This is a genomic window from Pseudomonas sp. SC11 (assembly GCF_047039205.1).
Lineage (GTDB): Bacteria > Pseudomonadota > Gammaproteobacteria > Pseudomonadales > Pseudomonadaceae > Aquipseudomonas > Aquipseudomonas boreofloridensis.
This window is the reverse complement of the sequence record NZ_CP178183.1, coordinates 3,179,621-3,195,969: the sequence shown is the minus strand read 5'-3', so window position 1 is coordinate 3,195,969 and position 16,349 is coordinate 3,179,621. Positions and strand designations below refer to the sequence as shown.

The 16,349-nt window shown below is 65.9% G+C and carries 15 protein-coding genes; 5 read left to right on the top strand and 10 right to left on the bottom strand.

Going from position 1 to position 16,349, the window contains the following annotated elements; genetic code table 11:
• Window positions 1–838 precede the first annotated feature (838 nt).
• Window positions 839–1,774, bottom strand: coding sequence for a LysR substrate-binding domain-containing protein (locus ACK2SD_RS14235; RefSeq protein WP_116888088.1), 936 nt, complete (start codon window positions 1,772–1,774; stop codon window positions 839–841).
• A gap of 146 nt (window positions 1,775–1,920) precedes the next feature.
• Here ACK2SD_RS14235 and ACK2SD_RS14230 point away from each other — a divergent pair, with 146 nt between their 5' ends.
• Window positions 1,921–3,297, top strand: coding sequence for an L-serine ammonia-lyase (locus ACK2SD_RS14230; protein WP_412460096.1), 1,377 nt, complete (start codon window positions 1,921–1,923; stop codon window positions 3,295–3,297).
• A gap of 38 nt (window positions 3,298–3,335) precedes the next feature.
• Here ACK2SD_RS14230 and ACK2SD_RS14225 read toward each other — a convergent pair whose 3' ends face one another.
• From ACK2SD_RS14225 to ACK2SD_RS14215, 3 genes are read right to left on the bottom strand one after another with little or no spacing between them, the layout of a single operon-like run.
• Window positions 3,336–4,631: an NAD(P)/FAD-dependent oxidoreductase gene (locus tag ACK2SD_RS14225; protein WP_412460095.1), complete on the bottom strand. Its 1,296-nt coding sequence runs from the start codon at window positions 4,629–4,631 to the stop codon at window positions 3,336–3,338.
• 15 nt (window positions 4,632–4,646) lie between these two features.
• The gene (locus ACK2SD_RS14220) at window positions 4,647–5,735 is read right to left on the bottom strand and encodes a polyamine ABC transporter substrate-binding protein (protein ID WP_412460094.1); all 1,089 of its coding nucleotides are present in this window, start codon (window positions 5,733–5,735) and stop codon (window positions 4,647–4,649) included.
• A gap of 49 nt (window positions 5,736–5,784) precedes the next feature.
• Window positions 5,785–7,143, bottom strand: coding sequence for a glutamine synthetase family protein (locus ACK2SD_RS14215; protein WP_039577339.1), 1,359 nt, complete (start codon window positions 7,141–7,143; stop codon window positions 5,785–5,787).
• 185 nt (window positions 7,144–7,328) lie between these two features.
• Between ACK2SD_RS14215 and ACK2SD_RS14210 the strand changes: the two genes are divergently transcribed.
• Complete coding sequence (locus ACK2SD_RS14210) at window positions 7,329–8,231, top strand: helix-turn-helix domain-containing protein (RefSeq protein ID WP_412460093.1); 903 nt, start codon at window positions 7,329–7,331, stop codon at window positions 8,229–8,231.
• 19 nt (window positions 8,232–8,250) lie between these two features.
• Here ACK2SD_RS14210 and ACK2SD_RS14205 read toward each other — a convergent pair whose 3' ends face one another.
• Window positions 8,251–8,412 (bottom strand): hypothetical protein, encoded by a 162-nt coding sequence (locus ACK2SD_RS14205; RefSeq protein WP_412460092.1) that lies wholly within the window; start codon window positions 8,410–8,412, stop codon window positions 8,251–8,253.
• A 142-nt stretch (window positions 8,413–8,554) separates the two neighbouring features.
• Here ACK2SD_RS14205 and ACK2SD_RS14200 point away from each other — a divergent pair, with 142 nt between their 5' ends.
• Window positions 8,555–9,091 (top strand): sterol desaturase family protein, encoded by a 537-nt coding sequence (locus ACK2SD_RS14200; RefSeq protein ID WP_412460091.1) that lies wholly within the window; start codon window positions 8,555–8,557, stop codon window positions 9,089–9,091.
• Here the strand turns inward: ACK2SD_RS14200 and ACK2SD_RS14195 are convergent.
• Genes ACK2SD_RS14195 through fni form a run of 5 tightly spaced genes read right to left on the bottom strand, consistent with a single transcriptional unit; the run spans window position 8,973 to window position 14,926 of the window.
• Window positions 8,973–9,959: a phytoene/squalene synthase family protein gene (locus tag ACK2SD_RS14195; RefSeq protein WP_412460090.1), complete on the bottom strand. Its 987-nt coding sequence runs from the start codon at window positions 9,957–9,959 to the stop codon at window positions 8,973–8,975. The genes ACK2SD_RS14200 and ACK2SD_RS14195 overlap by 119 nt on opposite strands.
• A complete protein-coding gene (locus ACK2SD_RS14190) occupies window positions 9,956–11,446 on the bottom strand; it encodes a phytoene desaturase (protein ID WP_116888092.1) in 1,491 nt (496 codons plus the stop codon). Before ACK2SD_RS14190 ends, ACK2SD_RS14195 begins: the two co-directional genes overlap by 4 nt.
• On the bottom strand, window positions 11,443–12,609 hold the full coding sequence (gene crtY / locus ACK2SD_RS14185) for a lycopene beta-cyclase CrtY (protein WP_412460089.1): 1,167 nt from the start codon (window positions 12,607–12,609) through the stop codon (window positions 11,443–11,445). The genes ACK2SD_RS14190 and crtY overlap by 4 nt, the downstream gene beginning before the upstream one ends.
• Entirely contained in the window at window positions 12,594–13,880 is a 1,287-nt protein-coding gene (locus ACK2SD_RS14180) for a glycosyltransferase (RefSeq protein ID WP_412460088.1), read from the bottom strand. Before ACK2SD_RS14180 ends, crtY begins: the two co-directional genes overlap by 16 nt.
• Window positions 13,877–14,926 carry a type 2 isopentenyl-diphosphate Delta-isomerase gene (gene fni / locus ACK2SD_RS14175; protein WP_412460087.1) on the bottom strand — a complete coding sequence of 350 codons (1,050 nt, stop codon included), beginning with the start codon at window positions 14,924–14,926 and terminating at the stop codon, window positions 13,877–13,879. Before fni ends, ACK2SD_RS14180 begins: the two co-directional genes overlap by 4 nt.
• Before the next feature lie 177 nt (window positions 14,927–15,103).
• On the opposite strand from fni, the gene ACK2SD_RS14170 reads away from it, so the two are divergent.
• Together ACK2SD_RS14170 and ACK2SD_RS14165 are read left to right on the top strand one after the other, a co-directional pair.
• On the top strand, window positions 15,104–16,069 hold the full coding sequence (locus ACK2SD_RS14170) for a polyprenyl synthetase family protein (protein ID WP_412460086.1): 966 nt from the start codon (window positions 15,104–15,106) through the stop codon (window positions 16,067–16,069).
• Window positions 16,066–16,293, top strand: coding sequence for a hypothetical protein (locus ACK2SD_RS14165; protein ID WP_039577358.1), 228 nt, complete (start codon window positions 16,066–16,068; stop codon window positions 16,291–16,293). The genes ACK2SD_RS14170 and ACK2SD_RS14165 overlap by 4 nt, the downstream gene beginning before the upstream one ends.
• The last annotated feature ends 56 nt before the right edge of the window (window positions 16,294–16,349 follow it).

The window sequence follows — 16,349 nt, the reverse complement described above, 5'->3', positions numbered from 1 at the left end:
ATCGGCGGGTGGATGGAGGGATTGTGCCAAAGAATAGAAAAGCAGGAATTTAAGAAAAATTCATCTTGGGTGGGGTTGGGTGTGCTAACTCGGCGCTTTGGCCTTTTTTGGAGGGCTGCTGCTGCTGGGTTTGGGTGAATATCCGGTGGCTGTGGTGAGGCTGATTCACCTTTTCGCCCTTACGGCGACCCCCTTTTTTCTTGGAAAAAAGGGGGCAAAAACCGCTTGCTCCCGCATCCGGCCCCTGCGCTGCGCTGCGGGGTTCCCTCGCGCCGGTGGCACTCCGGGGGTACCGCGCTTAGGGGCCATCCATGGCCCCAAGCGCTTGACGGGCATCCCTGCCCGTCAACCCCCTCCATGCCACCTCTGCTCGGCCTCCTGAGGTCGCGAGTGGCGGCGTCTGCACGATTGCGCGCTTAGAAGCGGGGCGGTGGGGCAGATGTTCTGGAGCGCTGCGCGATCAAATCGCCGTTGCCGTTGCCGTTGCCGTTGCCGTTGCCGTTGCCGTTGCTTTTGATCTTAGTGCGCGGTAGCTCAAACACCGCCAACCGCGACCTCAGGAGGCCGAGCAGAGGCGTTGCGCAGGGAGGTGACGGGCATGGATGCCCGTCAAGCGCTTGGGGCCAGGAAGGCCCCTAAGCGCGGTCCTCCCGGAGCGACGCCGGCGCGAGGGAACCCCTGCGCGCAGCGCAGGGGCCGTATGCGGGAGCAAGCGGTTTTTGCCCCTCTTTTTTCCTAGAAAAAAAGAGGGTCGCCGTAAGGGCGAAAAGGTGAATCAGCCTCACCACAGCCACCGGATAAGCCCACAAATCAAAACCACCCCTCAAAAAAAACCAGATCACCCCAAAACCCCACCCCCCCGAAAAACCCGAGCCTCCTCCACCAGCCAATCATGCACCGCCCGTGCCCCTGGCTGAGTCAACCCCCCAGGCGGATACAGCAGCACATACCGCTTGTGATTAGGAATGGCCACCCCAAACGGCACGATCAACGCCCCCCGCTCAAGCTCATCGTTGAGCAACGTGCGCCTGGCAATCGCCACCCCAATCCCGGCAATCGCCGCCTCGATGGTGAGATGGTTGCGATTGAAGGTATGCCCCCGCCGCACATCCAGCCCTCCGGCCCCAATCCCCTCGAGATAGAACTCCCACTCCGCGTATTCCGAACTCCCCCGCCAAGCCGTGATGTCATGCAGCAACGGATAGTGCACCAGGTCCGCCGGCCCGTGCAGCGGTGGGCGACCGCGCAGCAGGCTTGGCGAGCACACTGGAAAGATCTGCTCGTCCAGCAACGGCGTTGAGAGCATGCCTGGGTAGCTGCCGTCATTGAGGTCGATGGCCAGGTCGAAGTCACCTTCGTTCAGCGCCTGTTTACTGTCCTCGGCCACCAAGCGCAGTTCGATGTCCGGATAGCGCTGCTGGAAGCGCGGCAGGCGCGGCGTGAGCCATTTGGCCAAGAATGAGGGAATCGAGCGCAAGCGCAGGGTGCCACGGATCTCGCCTGCGTCCAGGCGCAACAGTTCGGCCTCGATGCTGCCATAGGCCTCGGCAACCGTCAGCGCCAGTCGCTGACCCTCGGCGGTCAGCTCCACCCCCCGGGCGCGCCGCAGGAACAGCGCAAACCCCAAGCGCTCCTCGAGCTGGCGCATCTGCTGGCTCACCGCGCCGGGCGTGATGTGCAGCTCTTCGGCGCATCGGGTGAACGACAGGTGCCGGGCTGCGCAGGCGAACACGTGGAGCCAGACGAACACCTGACCATTCAATTGGCCTTTCATCGTTTAGTCCTGCTAATGGCTTGTGTAGAAAGTTTCGTTGGTCATGCTGCGACCCGCGCGTCAGTATTGCTCATACAAGCAATTCTCACCAATTACCCGCGAGGACTGGACAGTGCCGACTATCCGCGCACTGGCCAGATATTAGTATGGCTATCAGCGTTTTCGACCTCTTCAAGATCGGCATCGGCCCGTCCAGCTCCCACACCGTGGGGCCAATGCGCGCTGCTGCGACCTTCGCCCAGCACCTGCGCGAAGCGGGTCTGCTGGCCCAGGTGACGCGGGTCGAGGTGCGCCTGTACGGCTCGTTGTCGGCCACCGGCGTGGGCCATGCCACCGACCGCGCCTGTTTGCTTGGGTTGATGGGCCAATGGCCGGACCGGATCGATCCGCACAGCATCGAGCCGCGTATCGAGCAATTGCTGCAGGAGCAGTGCTTGATCCTCGATGGCACGCATCCCATACCCTTCGACTATGCGCGCGACATGCGCCTGCTCGACGAGAACCTGGCCTACCACCCCAATGCCATGAGCCTGGAGGCCCAGGGCGAGGCGGGCAGTCTGTTGACCGAGACCTACTACTCCGTCGGTGGCGGATTCATCGTCGAGCAGCGCGAGATCGATGCACCGGCCCGCGCCGAGGGCGAGGTCACGCTGCCCTACGAGTTTTCCTCCGGCGCCGAACTGCTGGCGCTGTGCAAGACCCATGGCCTGAGCGTCAGCCAGCTGATGATGGCCAATGAGCGTGCCTGGCGCAGTGACGAAGACATTCGCGCAGGTCTGCTGGCCATCTGGGCGGCCATGCGTGAGTGCGTGGAAAACGGCCTGCGCAACGAAGGCATCCTGCCGGGCGGCCTGAAGGTCAAGCGCCGGGCTGCGCGCCTGCATCGAAGCTTGCAGGAACTGGGCAAGCCCAACGTGATCGGCTCAACGCTCAGTGCCATGGAGTGGGTGAACCTGTTCGCCCTGGCGGTCAACGAAGAGAACGCCGCGGGCGGGCGCATGGTCACTGCGCCCACCAATGGTGCTGCCGGAATCATCCCTGCGGTGCTGCACTACTACATGAAATTCAACCCCACCGTCTGCGATGACGACGTGGTGACTTTCCTGCTGGCCGCCGCTGCAGTCGGCATCCTGTGCAAGAAGAACGCATCGATTTCCGGGGCGGAAGTCGGCTGCCAGGGCGAGGTCGGCTCGGCCTGCTCGATGGCGGCCGCAGGCTTGGCCGAGGTGCTCGGCGCCACGCCACCGCAGCTGGAAAACGCTGCCGAGATCGCCCTGGAACACAACCTCGGCCTGACCTGCGACCCGGTCGGCGGCCTGGTCCAAGTGCCGTGCATCGAGCGCAATGCCATCGCCGCGGTGAAGGCCATCAACGCCGTGCAGATGGCGCTGCGTGGCGATGGCGAGCACTTCATCTCCCTCGACCGGGTCATCCGCACCATGCGCGACACCGGGGCTGATATGCACGCCAACTACAAGGAAACCTCGCGCGGTGGATTGGCGGTGGCGTTCGTCGAGTGTTGAGGGCACTCATGGCCAACGCCTGAGCAACCTCGTGTGAATCACCCCAATCGCTCCCGCATCCGATACCACAACATGCCCAACGCCAGCAGCGGCGAGCGCAGGGCCTTGCCGCCGGGGAAGGTCAGGTGCGGCACGGCGCTGAAGATGTCCAGGCCGGTGCTGTGACCGGTGGCGATGGCTTCGGCCAGCAGGCGCGCGGTCCAGTGGGTGACGTTCAGACCATGGCCTGAATAGCCCTGGGCGTAGTAGACGTTCGGCTGCTGTCGCAGCCTGCCGACTTGGGGAAAGCGGTTGGCGGTGATGCCGATCATGCCGCCCCATTGGAAGTCCAGGCGCACATCGGCCAACTGCGGGAACACCTTGAGCACCTTCGGACGCATGTAGGCGGCGATGTCCTGCGGATCGCGGCCTGAATAGTGACAGGCGCCGCCGAACAGCAGGCGCCGGTCCGCGGTGAGGCGGTAGTAGTCCAGGCCGACCTTCTGGTCGCACAGCGCCATATTCTGCGGGATCAGGCTGCGCGCCCGTGCCTCGGATAGCCGTTCGGTGGCCACCACGTAGCTGCCGGCTGGCAGCACCTTGCCGCTGAGCCGCGGTTCCAGCTCATCCAGATGCGCATTGCACCCCAGCACCAGACGCTCGGCCCGCACCGTCCCCCCGGAACAGTGCAGGGTGACGGTGTCGCCGTGCTCGATCCGCTGCACCGGACTCTGCTCGAACACCCTTACCCCCAGGGTGCTGGCCGCACGCGCCTCGCCTTGGACCAGGTCAAGCGGATGCAGATGGCCTGAGCCCATGTCCACCAGACCGCCCGCATACTGGTCGCTGGCGACGATCTCGTGGATATCCTGCGGGCCGATCAGGCGGGTTTCGTGGGCGTATTCCAAGTCGGTGAGGTCGCGCAGTTCGCCGTCGAACGCGGCGAACTGCGCCGGGGTATTGGCCAGCTCGCAGAAGCCCCAGCGCAGGTCGCACTCGATGCCATAGCGGGCGATGCGCTCGGCCACCAGCGTCACCGAGTCCAAGCCTGCCTGCTTGAGGTAGCGCACACCGTCCTGGCCGACATGCCGGGCGAAACCCGATACGTCGTGACCGATGCCACGGATCAATTGCCCGCCATTGCGTCCGCTGGCGCCCCAGCCGATGCGGCGGGCTTCGAGCAGGATCACCGAGAGACCGCGCTCGGCCAGCTCCAGTGCGGTGTTGACGCCGGTCAGACCGCCACCGACCACGCACACGTCCGCGTGCAGATCGCCCTGGAGCGTGGGGTAGTGGGTTTTGGCCCGGGCGGTGGCCGCGTAGTAGGAAGCAGTGTGTTCGGTTTGAGGGGGCATCGGCGACACTCGAAATCAGCGGTTGGACTTGATCTTGCTCCAGGAACGGGTCATGAGCCGCATGATCGGCGGACTCTGCATGCTGGACACGTACAAACGATCCAGCACTTCCTGGGGCGGGTAGATCTCGGGGTTGTCGACCAGCGACTTGTCCATGAACGCCTTGGCCTGCGGATTGGCGTTGGCATAGCCGACGGTGGTGCTGACCTTGGCGATCACCTGCGGGTCGAGCAGGTAGTTGATGATGGCCAGGGCCTGCTCCGGGTTGCTGGCGTCCTTGGGAATGGCCAGCAGGTCGAACCACAGGTTGCTGCCTTCCTTGGGAATGCTGTAGGCGATCTTCACCCCGTTATGGGCTTCCTCGGCACGGTGGGCAGCCTGGAACACGTCGCCGGAGTAGCCGAAGGCCACGCAGACGTCGCCATTGGCCAGGTCCGAAACGTACTTGGAGGAATGGAAGTAGGTGATGTAGGGCCGCAACTGCAGCAGGCGCGCTTCGGCCTTGGCGAAGTCCTTGGGGTTTTCGCTACGCGGGTTCATGCCCAGGTAGTTGAGGACCGCTGGGAAGAGTTCGTCGGGCGAGTCCATGAACGCCACGCCGCACTGCTTGAGCTTCTTCAGGTTCTCGGGCTCGAACAGCACCGCCCAGGAATCGATCTTGTCGATGCCCAGCACGGCCTTGACCTTGTCCACGTTGTAGCCGATGCCGTTGGTGCCCCACAGGTAAGGCACCGCATAGCGGTTGCCCGGATCGTTCTGCTCCAGTTGCTTGAGCAGCTTCGGGTCCAGGTGTTTCCAGTTCGGCAGCTTGCTGCGGTCCAGCGGGAGGAAGGCCCCGGCCTGGGCTTGGCGGGCGAGGAAGTGGTTCGAGGGCACCACCACGTCGTACCCGGTGCGTCCGGCCAGCAACTTGCCTTCGAGGGTCTCGTTGGAGTCGAACACGTCATAGACCACCTTGATGCCGGTGCTGGCTTGGAAGTCGGCCAGGGTGGTGTCACCGATATAGTCGGTCCAGTTGTAGACGCTGACCGTCGGCTCGGCCTGGGCCGCCGCACCGAACAGCAAGGCGAAGGCGGTAGGAATCAGGGTTTGCAGATGACGCATGTCGACACCTCTTGTTATTCGAATGGAGGAGAGCGCGGGATCTGCCGGCTCAAACGCTCAGCAGCAGGAACTCCCGCTCCCAGGAACTGATCACCCGCTTGAAGTTTTCGTGCTCGGCGCGCTTGACCGCCACGTAGCCCTGCACAAACTGGCGACCCAGGTACTGTTCCAGCACCTGGCAGTCCTCCATGTGCTGCAACGCATCCTCGATGGTGATCGGCAGGCGCAGGTTGCGCCGCTCGTAGGCGCGACCCTGCACCGGCGCGCTCGGTGCGATGCGCTCGACCATGCCCAGGTAGCCGCACAGCAAGCTGGCGGCGATGGCCAGGTAGGGGTTGGCGTCAGCGCCTGGCAGGCGGTTCTCCACCCGCATCGCCTCGGGACTGGAGGTGGGTACGCGCAGGCCGGCGGTGCGGTTTTCCTCGCCCCACTCGACGTTCACCGGGGCCGAGGTGTCCGGCAGAAAGCGGCGGAACGAATTGACGTTCGGCGCGAACATCGGCAACACCTGAGGGATGTACTTCTGCAGCCCGCCGATGTGGTGCAGGAACAGCTCGCTCATGCTGCCATCCTCGTTGGCGAACACCGGTTTGCCGGTGGCGATGTCGACCACGCTCTGGTGCAGGTGCATGGCACTGCCCGGCTCGTCGGTGATCGGCTTGGCCATGAAGGTGGCGGTGACGTTGTGCTTGAGGGCAGCCTCGCGCATGGTGCGTTTGAACACGGTGATCTGGTCGGCCAGGTCCAGCGCATCGCCGTGACGGAAGTTGATTTCCATCTGCGCCGGGCCGTCCTCGTGGATCAGCGTGTCCAGGTCCAGGCACTGGATTTCGCACCAGTCGTAGACATCCTCGAACAGCGGGTCGAATTCGTTGGCGGCATCGATGGAGAACGACTGCCGACCGCTCTCGGCGCGGCCTGAGCGTCCCACGGGCACCTGCAAGGGCAAGTCCGGGTCTTCGCAGCGCTGGGTCAGGTAGAACTCCATTTCCGGCGCCACGATCGGCTGCCAGCCCTTGTCGGCGTACAGTTTGAGCACCTTCTTCAAGACGTTGCGCGGCGACAGCTCGATGGGGTTGCCGTGTTTGTCGAAGGTGTCATGAATGACGATGGCGGTCGGCTCGATCGCCCAGGGAATCTGATACACCGCCGTAGGGTCCGGGCGACAGATCATGTCGATGTCGGCCGGGTCGAGCAGGGCGTAGTAGAGGTCGTCGTCGACGAAGTCGCCGGTGACCGTCTGCAACAGCACACTTTCAGGCAGGCGCATGCCGCGCTCGTTTAGGAACTTGTTGGTCGGCGCGATCTTGCCACGGGCGATGCCGGTCAGGTCGCTGACCACGCATTCCACTTCGGTGATGCGGTGTTCTTTCAGCCAGGCGGACAGCTGATCGAAAGGGGCGTTCATACAGACCTCTTGGTTGGGTTTTGGTGGTGGGTGCGGGCTTGCCTGTGCAGTGGAACGCCGAACGTCCATCGCCAAGCCCCTTCCCACGGGGCACGCTGGGGACTATCTTGGGCGCAGCCCGTCAGGGCGATCTATCCGTTTTGTTCGTCAGAAAATGCACCATAAGAGTGCAAGAAGGACGCCGCGTGAACAGGCAACCCGCCTTGCAGGTCCAGGCTTACAGCACCTCCGATGTCGGTGAGCAAGTGCGCGCCACTCCTGGATGGCAGCAGCACTATCGGCAGATGTCGCCCGGGCATTTCAGCGGCCAGTTGCGCTGCCTGGCGCTCGAGGGCGTGGAGGTCTACGAAGAATCGCTCAACACCCGCGTCGAGCAGTTCTTTCGCGCGCCGCCCGGCTCGCTGACCTTCTGTTTCGACCAGGTCGAGCACAGCCTCTACCTGCTCAACGAACACAGCCGCAACCTGTGGATCACGCCGGAGAACTACCGCGAGGTCGCCGTGGTGTTCGACCAGGCCTTCCTGCAACGGCATGGTCTGGACCTCGAGCATCTGCAGGGCTTGTTCATGGTGCCGCTGGGCAGTGGACAGAACGCCCTGTTCGGCCGCTGGCTCAGCACCACGCTGACCCGCCTCACCCAGGCCGACTGTCCCATGCAAGGGCAGGCGCTGGCCGAGCAACTGCTCGAAGACTGCCTGTTCATCCTCGACAGCGCCTGCCAACGGCTGCAGGGCCCGGCGCAGGATCAACGCGAGCAGGCGCGGGCGATCATGCAGCGGGTCGGCGACTGGGCGGCCGACTGCCCCGAAGAGACCCTCAATTTACTGGGGTTGGCGCAGGTGGCGGGGGTGTCGCTGCGCCAGTTGCAGCACGCCTTCAAAGCCTTCACGGGCATGCCGCCGGCGCAGTGGCTGCGCTTGCGCCGTCTCAACGGCGCGCGCCGAGACCTGCTGCGACCGGACGCGGGAGACGTGACGGTGGCAGAGGTGGCGATGCGCTGGTCCTTCTGGCACCTGGGGCGGTTTTCCGAAAGTTATCGCCAGTTGTTCAAGGAACTGCCGAGCCAGACGCTACGGCGGCGGCGCTGAGCCCGCCACAGCGTCCGGATCAACCGTCCGATTGCTCTTCAGGCGGCACTTGGCCGTCCGGCCATTCTGGCGCCTCCGGCTCAGGCTCCGGCACGGGTACTTCATCTCCGGGATTGTGCGGAATCGGATCGACGTAAGGGTCGAGCGGGTGCTCGGGGGTCGGTTGATGGAGCGTTGCCATGGTGCACCTCCTGGGTGGGTGTCATCGGTTAGGGTCATGCTCGCGGCGCGACGTTCATTCCAATTGACCCAGGTGCGCACGGAACGCCTCGCGCCGGTCCATACTCCAAGCTGCGTCCATCACCCACCCGGAGAGCCCGACGATGTTCACCAGCCTGCTGACCTTCCTGGTCACTCTGGCCGCCATGGAAGGCGTGGCGTACTTCGCGCACAAGCATGTGATGCATGGCTTCGGCTGGGGCTGGCACCGCTCGCACCACGAGCCGCGCACTGGCTGGTTCGAGAAGAACGACCTGTACGCGGTCGTGTTCGCCGTGCTGGCCATCGTGCTGATCGCCCTGGGCACAGGCGGGTGGTATCCGTTGCAGTGGATCGGCGCCGGCATGACCGCCTATGGCGTGCTGTACTTCGTCGCCCATGACGGCCTGGTGCACCACCGCTGGCCGCTGCGTATCGTCCCGCGGCGTGGCTACGCCAAGCGCCTGTATCAGGCTCACTTGATGCATCACGCCGTCAAAGGCCGCGAGGGCTGCGTGTCGTTCGGCTTTCTCTATGCCCCGCCTATCGCGCGGCTGCGCGAGCAACTGCGGACGCGTCAGGGCGGGCCGTTGAAGCGTCCCGCCGTGGACGCTGCCACAGCCCCGGATCGCGTGGTCGATCGCGCCGCCAGCGAGCGCTGAGCGCCAGCCACAGGCCTGAGGCCACCGCCAGCAGTTTTTCCGCCTTGCCGGTCGAGCAGCGCACGTCCCAGGCGTGGCGGCCACGGGCGCGTACCTTCAAGCCGATGCCGCGGTAGACTCGCGCCGCCGTGGCCACGGCCCAGGCCGAGCGCCAGGGCAGGGCGGCGAGCCCGGCTTCGGCGCTGGCGTAGTAAGGTTCGGCTGCCGCGATCAAGTCACCGGCGATACGCGCTAACGCCTCGCGCTGCTCGGGCGCGGCGATCTGACCTGGGGCGATGCCCCGGGCCTGCAACCAATCTTCGGGCAGGTAACAGCGCTGCACGCCGGCGTCCTCGACGATATCGCGGGCGATGTTGGTCAGTTGCATGGCCAGGCCCAGGTCGCAGGCGCGGTCGAGGACAGCAGCCTCGCGCACGCCCATCACCCGGGCCATCATCAGGCCCACCACCCCGGCCACGTGATAGCAGTAGCCGAGCAGGTCGTCGAGGCTGCGGTAGCGCTGGCCGCGCACGTCCTGATCGAAACCTTCGAGCAGGTCGAAGGGCTCGTGCGGGTCGAAGCCATGGCGCCGCGCCACGTCCCGCAAGGCGGCGAAGGCTGGGTCGTGCAATTCACCGGCCGACAAGGCGACATCGGTCTGGCGGCGCAGCTCGGCCAGGCGCCGCTGGGCTTCCTCGACCGCGATCACCACCGCGCCATGGCCGGCTTCCTGGCCGTCGATGACGTCGTCGCAATGCCGACACCAGGCATACAGCAGCACGGCACTGCGCCGGGTGTGCGGGTCGAACAGTCGCGAGGCCGTGGCGAAGCTCTTCGAGCCGACGGCGATGCTGCGCTCGGCGTGGCCCAGCAGCTCGTCATGACTCATCGCTGCAGGTCCTCGAGCATCAATTGCGCCGTCGCCTTGGCCGACGCCACCACACCGGGCACGCCCGCACCGGGGTGCGTGCCGGCGCCCACCAGGTACAGGTTGCTCAACTGCGCATCGCGGTTGTGCGGACGGAACCACGCGCTTTGTGTGAGCACCGGCTCCAGCGAGAAGGCCGAGCCCAGGTGAGCGCCCAAGGTGTCGCGGAAGTCTTCGGGGGTGAAGATGCGACAGGTCACCAAATCCTCGCGCAGGCCGGGGATGTAGTGACGTTCGAGATAGTCGAGGATGCGATCGCGGTAGCGCGGGCCTTGCACCTGCCAATCGATGTCGGCATTGCCCAGATGCGGCACCGGCGCCAGCACGTAGTGCGCCGAGCAGCCGGGCGGCGCCAGGCTCGGGTCGGTGGCGCAGGGCGCGTGCAGGTACAACGAGAAGTCGTCGGCCAAGGTGTCGCCGTTGAAGATTTCCTGGATCAGCTCGCGGTAGCGCGGACCGAAGCACACGGTGTGGTGACGCAACTGTGGTTGCGCGCGCTTGAGGCCGAAGTGGATGACGAACAGCGAATTGCTGAAGCGCTTGCCGGCCAATTGGCGGCCATGCTGTTGGCCACGTGGGTGACCGGCCAGCAGATCCTTGTAGGTGTGCACCACGTCGGCATTGGAGGCCACACAGTCGGCCTGGAACTGGCGGCCGTCACGGGTGGTGACGCCGGTGAGGCGGTCGCCCTGGGTCTGCAAGGTCGCGACCTCGGCATTGAGGGCCAAGGTGCCGCCCAGGTCCTCGAACAGGCGGGCCATGCCTTGCACCAGCGCGCCCGTGCCGCCGCGGGGAAACCACACGCCCCATTCACGTTCCAGGGCGTGGATCAGGCTGTAGATCGACGAGGTCGCGAACGGGTTTCCACCCACCAGCAGCGCGTGGAAGGAAAATGCCTGGCGCAGCTTGGGGTGGCGAATGTACTGCGCCACCTTGCTGTACACGCTGCGCCACGCCTGCAGGCGGGCCAACTGCGGACCGGCCTGGAGCATGTCGCGAAACGACAGGAACGGCACCGCGCCAAGCTTGATGTAGCCCGCGTCGAGCACCTGCCGGGAATAGGCGAGAAAGCGTCGATAGCCGTCCACGTCGGCCGGCTCCAGGGCATGGATACGCCGCTCCAGGTCGTCCTGGTCGTTGCCATAATCCAAAGAGGTGCCGTCTTCCCAGCACAATCGGTAGAACGGGCTGACCGGCAGCATTTCGACGTAGTCGGCCATCTGCCGTCCGGCGCCGGTGAACAGCGCTTCCAGGGCGCCCGGATCGGTGATCACGGTGGGCCCGGCGTCGAAGGTGAACCCTTGGTCGTGGTAGACGTAAGCCCGTCCACCTGGCTTGTCGCGTCGCTCCAGCAGCGTGGTGCGCACGCCGGCGCTTTGCAGGCGAATCGCCAGGGCCAGCCCGCCGATGCCTGCGCCAATTACCACTGCCGATTTGCCTGGGGTCATCGATTGTCCTTGAAATGCCTGGGTGAAGAGCGAAGCGCCGCCTTGATAGCCGCGGCGACGGGAACGGGTGGCTTGCCGGTGAGGATACGCAGTTGATCGCGCCAGGTGCTGTGACCGGCGTAGAAACGGGCGATCAACGGTGCCGGGAGGCGATGGAAACGCTGCAGCACGCCCCAGCGATCCTGCGGGCGGCCGGCGAGAAACAGCATACGGTTGAGCAGTCGGTAGAAGCCCTGGCGCTGGCCGTGACGGTGCACGTACTGACCCAGCGCCGTCGCCAGTTGGGCGCTGTCATCCAGCGGCTGGGTCGCCAGCCAGTCGGCCAGGCGCACGGCGTCCGGCAGCGAGTAGCCAGTGGTGCTGTGGAACAGTCCGGCGCGCAGGCCGGAGCAGGGCAGGCCGCCGGCCTCGCGCCAGGCGCCAGGCAGGTCCTCGGCGAGGGTGATCGGCAGCACGCCCTGTTCCTCGCGCAGGCAGGCCGCCACCGACCAGCCTTGCTGGTGCACGTACTCGGCGATGTGCTGGCGCAGGGTGTCGGCGGACGGCGCGGCGTCATCGACGTAGTGGGTGTCCTCCACCAGCACGGTGTCGTCGCTGAACGGCAGCAGGTAGACGAACCGGTAGCCCTGACCCTGGGTGACTCGTGCGTCCATCAACACGGGGATCTGCAGGCCGTGCGGGCGGTCCAGGCGCAGCAGTTGACCGACGAAAGCCTGATACCCGAGCGCCCGGTGCGCACTGGGTCGAGCGCCACGGCCATCGATCACCACGCGCGCTTGCAGTCGCCTGCCATCGTCCAGCAGCACGTGATCGGCGGCCACGCTGGCCACCGCACAACCGGTGCGCAGGCTCAGACCCAGCGCTGGGGTCAGCACCTCGGCGAAGCGCTCGCTGTCGAGGCTGGCGTAGCCACAGGGCAAGTTGCGCGAGAAGGCCGGGAAGTGCACCTGATAGGCCGGCCAGCGCTTGACCACCAGCGGCTCGATCCAGCGTTGCTGCGCGGCGCTGAGGTCGGCGTCATGGAATGACCAAGTGTGATTGCCGCCCAGGCGTTGGGCCTGTTCCAGACACAGGATGTTCAGTTCCGGGCGCAGCGTGCGCAGGCGCCAGGCGATCAAGCCGTTGGCCAGGCCGCCGCCGGCGAGAATCAGATCGAAGCGCACGTTGCCTCCTCGTTCAGGACCGCGCGGCCGCTGGCCAGCGCCTGTTCGATCAACTGTGCCCCGCGTTGTGCGCCGTCCAATGCTGCTGAGTCCTCGGCCAGCGACCTGAAGCGGCCCGCTGGCGCCTGGAGCAGTTCATTCAAGGCTTGGGCGATCCGCGCACGGCTGGCCCGGTGCGGCAGACGCAGGCCGAAACGATGATGCTCGACTCGTGCGGCCACGCCCGGTTGGTCGAAGGCGATCGGCAGCACCAGTTGCGGGGTGCCGGCCACGGCAGCGTCGAGCACAGTGTTCAGGCCGCCGTGGCTGATCACCACATCGGCGCGCCGCACCGCCCACTGCTGAGGGGCGAAATCGGTGACGAAGGTTGCGCCGCGGGCATGCAAACGAGCCTGCTGCTGGGCATCGAGTCCGCCGCAATGGGCGAGCAGCAGTTGGACCTCGAGGTGCTGACAGGCGCTGGCGATGCGCTCGAACAGGTCGAAGCGATGCCCTTGCAGGGTGCCGAGGCTGGCGAACACCAGCGGCCGTTCGGCGCTGATCGGCCAGGTGCCGGGTGCCTCGCGCGTGGTGCGGCGCAGCGGTCCGAGGGCATGTGCATGGGCGGGCCAGTGCTGGCGTGGGAAGTCCAAGCCAGCGGGCATTTGACTCAGTTGCAGCAATGGCGAGAGAAAGGCATGCAATTGGCCTCTGGGCGCCAGCCCATGGTGCCGGCAAGCGCGCATCAATACCTTCGACAGCGGTGTCATCAGCCCGTCATGCACGCGCTCGCTGCCGGCTTGCAGGCGCAGCGCGCGGGCATCCGTACCCGCTGCGAAGGGGACGACCGGCAAGGGTATTCCCGCTTCGCGATTCACCGGCAACGCGCAGGCCACCGACACGCTCGGCAGGTGCAGCGCCTCGGCGATCAGTGCACCCGCAGGGGCCATCTGGTCGCAGATCAACGCGTCGACCTGATGCTTGCGCAAGGCGTCCGGCAGGTGCTCGCACAGCAACGCGCTGTTGTCGGCCATCTGCCGAATCAGCCGGTACAGGTGCCAGGGATTGCCTGTGCGTCCGGCCAGGTGCAGAGCCTGGGCGACATCCGCCTCGCCACGCGCCTGCGGGCCTAAGCCGACGAAGCCGATGCGTGGGTCATCGAGCCAACCGGCGACGCCGTGCTGCTGCATGAAGGTGACCTGATGGCCGCGTTCGACCAACGCCAGACCCAGTGCCTGCAAGGCGCTGAAGTGGCTGGGGTAGGTCGGCGCAACGACGGCGAAGTGGCTCATATCGGCAGCGGCGCCTGAGTCAGCAGCCGTGCTCGGCGCAATTGCGCCAGGTCGGCCGAGCCGGTGCAGAAGCAGGCGATGCGCAACTGGCGGATCAGCACGTGGAAGTGCTCGACCACCGCTTCACTGGAGCGGGTGGCCGCCTCCAGCACCCCTGCGGCCTGGCCGACCAGGTCGGCGCCGAGACGAATGGCCTTGGCCGCATCGATGCCGTCGCGAACACCCCCGGAGGCGATCAGTCCCACGCCGGGCAACGCCCGACGCACGCTCAGCACCGCCTGGGCGGTGGGTATACCCCAGTCGGCGAAGGCCAGCGCGACGGCGCGGTCGGCCGGGCTGGCGGCACGCGCAGCCTCCACTGCGGCCCAACGGGTGCCGCCGACACCCGCCACGTCGATGGCACTGACGCCCGCTTCGACCAGTTGGCGCGCCACCGTCGGCGAGATGCCGCTGCCCACTTCCTTGGCGATCAGCGGCACCGGCAGCGCCTTGGCCAGCGCTTCGATGCGCCCCAGCACGCCACGCCAGTCGCGGTCGCCTTCGGCCTGCACCGCTTCCTGCAGGGGGTTCAGGTGCACGATCAGGGCGTCGGCCTGCACGCTATCCACCGCCCGCTGCGCCAGTTCCAGGCCATCGACTTCGCGCAATTGCGCCGCACCGAGGTTGGCCAGCAGCAGGATGTCCGGCGCCAGGCGCCGCAATTCAGCCGTCAGGCCCTGGTCATTGCCGCTGCGCAGGCCCACGCGCTGGGAGCCGACGCCCATGGCGATGCCCAGCGCCTGGGCGGCTTCTGCCAGGTGCCGGTTGATGGCCTCGGCGCGGTCGGCGCCGCCGGTCATGGAACTGATCAGCAGCGGTGCGCGCAACGCCTTGCCCAACAGGTGGGTACTCAGGTCGATGGCGTCCAGGTCCAGCTCCGGCAGGGCACAGTGTTCGAAGCGCAGCGCCGACCAACCGGCGCCATCATCGCCCGGGTTTCCGGCAGCAGAGGCCAGGACGATGTCCAAGTGATCGTTCTTGCGTTGACTGAGCATGTTTTCGTTCATGCCGGCTCCCTAGCATGGAATCATCTGCGCACAGGTGAGGTCTGTGCTGAAGCGAGCTATACAACATAGAGGGCTGTGTATAGCTAAGCTGAAAAAACTGCACAGCATCAGGCAACGGCACCTGCCAGTCGTTCCTTTTCACCGCGGCCTGCGTGCCGCCTGCATCCAGAGGCCGGAATGACGACCATCACCTGCGCGGCGGCGCTGACCGACACCGATTTTGCCGAGCACCTCGCCCACTTGCGTGGGGCCCTCGAAACGCGCCTTGAGCAACTGTTGCCTGCGGTCGGCCACGAGCGCGACCTGTTGGCCGAAGGCATGCGCCACTGCACGCTGGCGCCGGGCAAACGTCTGCGTCCGCTGCTGCTGGCGCTGCTGGTCGAAGACCTCGGCGCTTGTCCGCAGGCCGCCTTGCAGGCCGGGTGCGCCATTGAGATGGTGCATGCGGCCTCGTTGGTGCTGGACGACCTGCCGTGCATGGACGACGCCGCGTTGCGTCGCGGACGGCCGACCCTGCATCGGGCTTTTGGCGAAGACGTGGCGATCCTTGCGGCGATTGCCTTGCTGTCGCGCGCCTTCGGCCTGCTGTCGGCACTGGAAACCCTCAGTCCACGCGTGCGCAACGCCCTGGTGGCGACGCTCTCGGACACCATCGGCGTGCAGGGCCTGGTCAAAGGCCAGTTGCAGGACCTGCGCGATGGCGCGACGCCGCGCACCGCCGAGCAGATCGCCGAGACCAACCAGCTCAAGACCGGTGTGCTGTTCGGTGCCATCATCGAGATGGCCTGCCGCATGGCCAATGCCTCGCTAGACGTCAGCCGCGCGCTGCATGCCTTCGCCGAGGAACTCGGGCAGGCGTTCCAGTTGCTGGACGACCTGAAGGATGGCGACAGCGACACCGGCAAGGACTGCCTGAAGGATCAAGGCAAGTCGACGCTCTTTGCCCTGTGCGGCGAAAAGGGCACCCGCCAGCGCCTCGACGCGCACCTGGCTGCGGCCAACCAGTGCCTGGTCCAGGCCGGTCTGGGCGGCGGGCGTATCGCCTCGCTGTTGCAGGCGTCGTTCAGCGATACCCGATCGAACCTTCCAAGCGCAGCGGGTTCTGCTGAACATCAGTCAGTGAATCGCGGAGGTATGCAATGAAATCCCATGATCCCCAACAGTCGCAGGATAAAGTGCCCGATGCCGTGTCTTCGGATCGCCTGCAGAAGGGCGAGCGCAACGAGGGGCCTGCCTTGGAGCGTCCCAACCCTGCCACCGAAACCGTGGACAAGGTCATCACGCCGACTGAGGTCAAGGAACTGGAAAACGACACGCGCGAGATCAATGAACGTTTGCGCGACGTGGAGCCGAAGCTGCGTCCCTGAGCCCACCTTGCGGGCCTGATCGCCAGGCCCCAGCCTCTCTTTCTGGCGGTATCGAC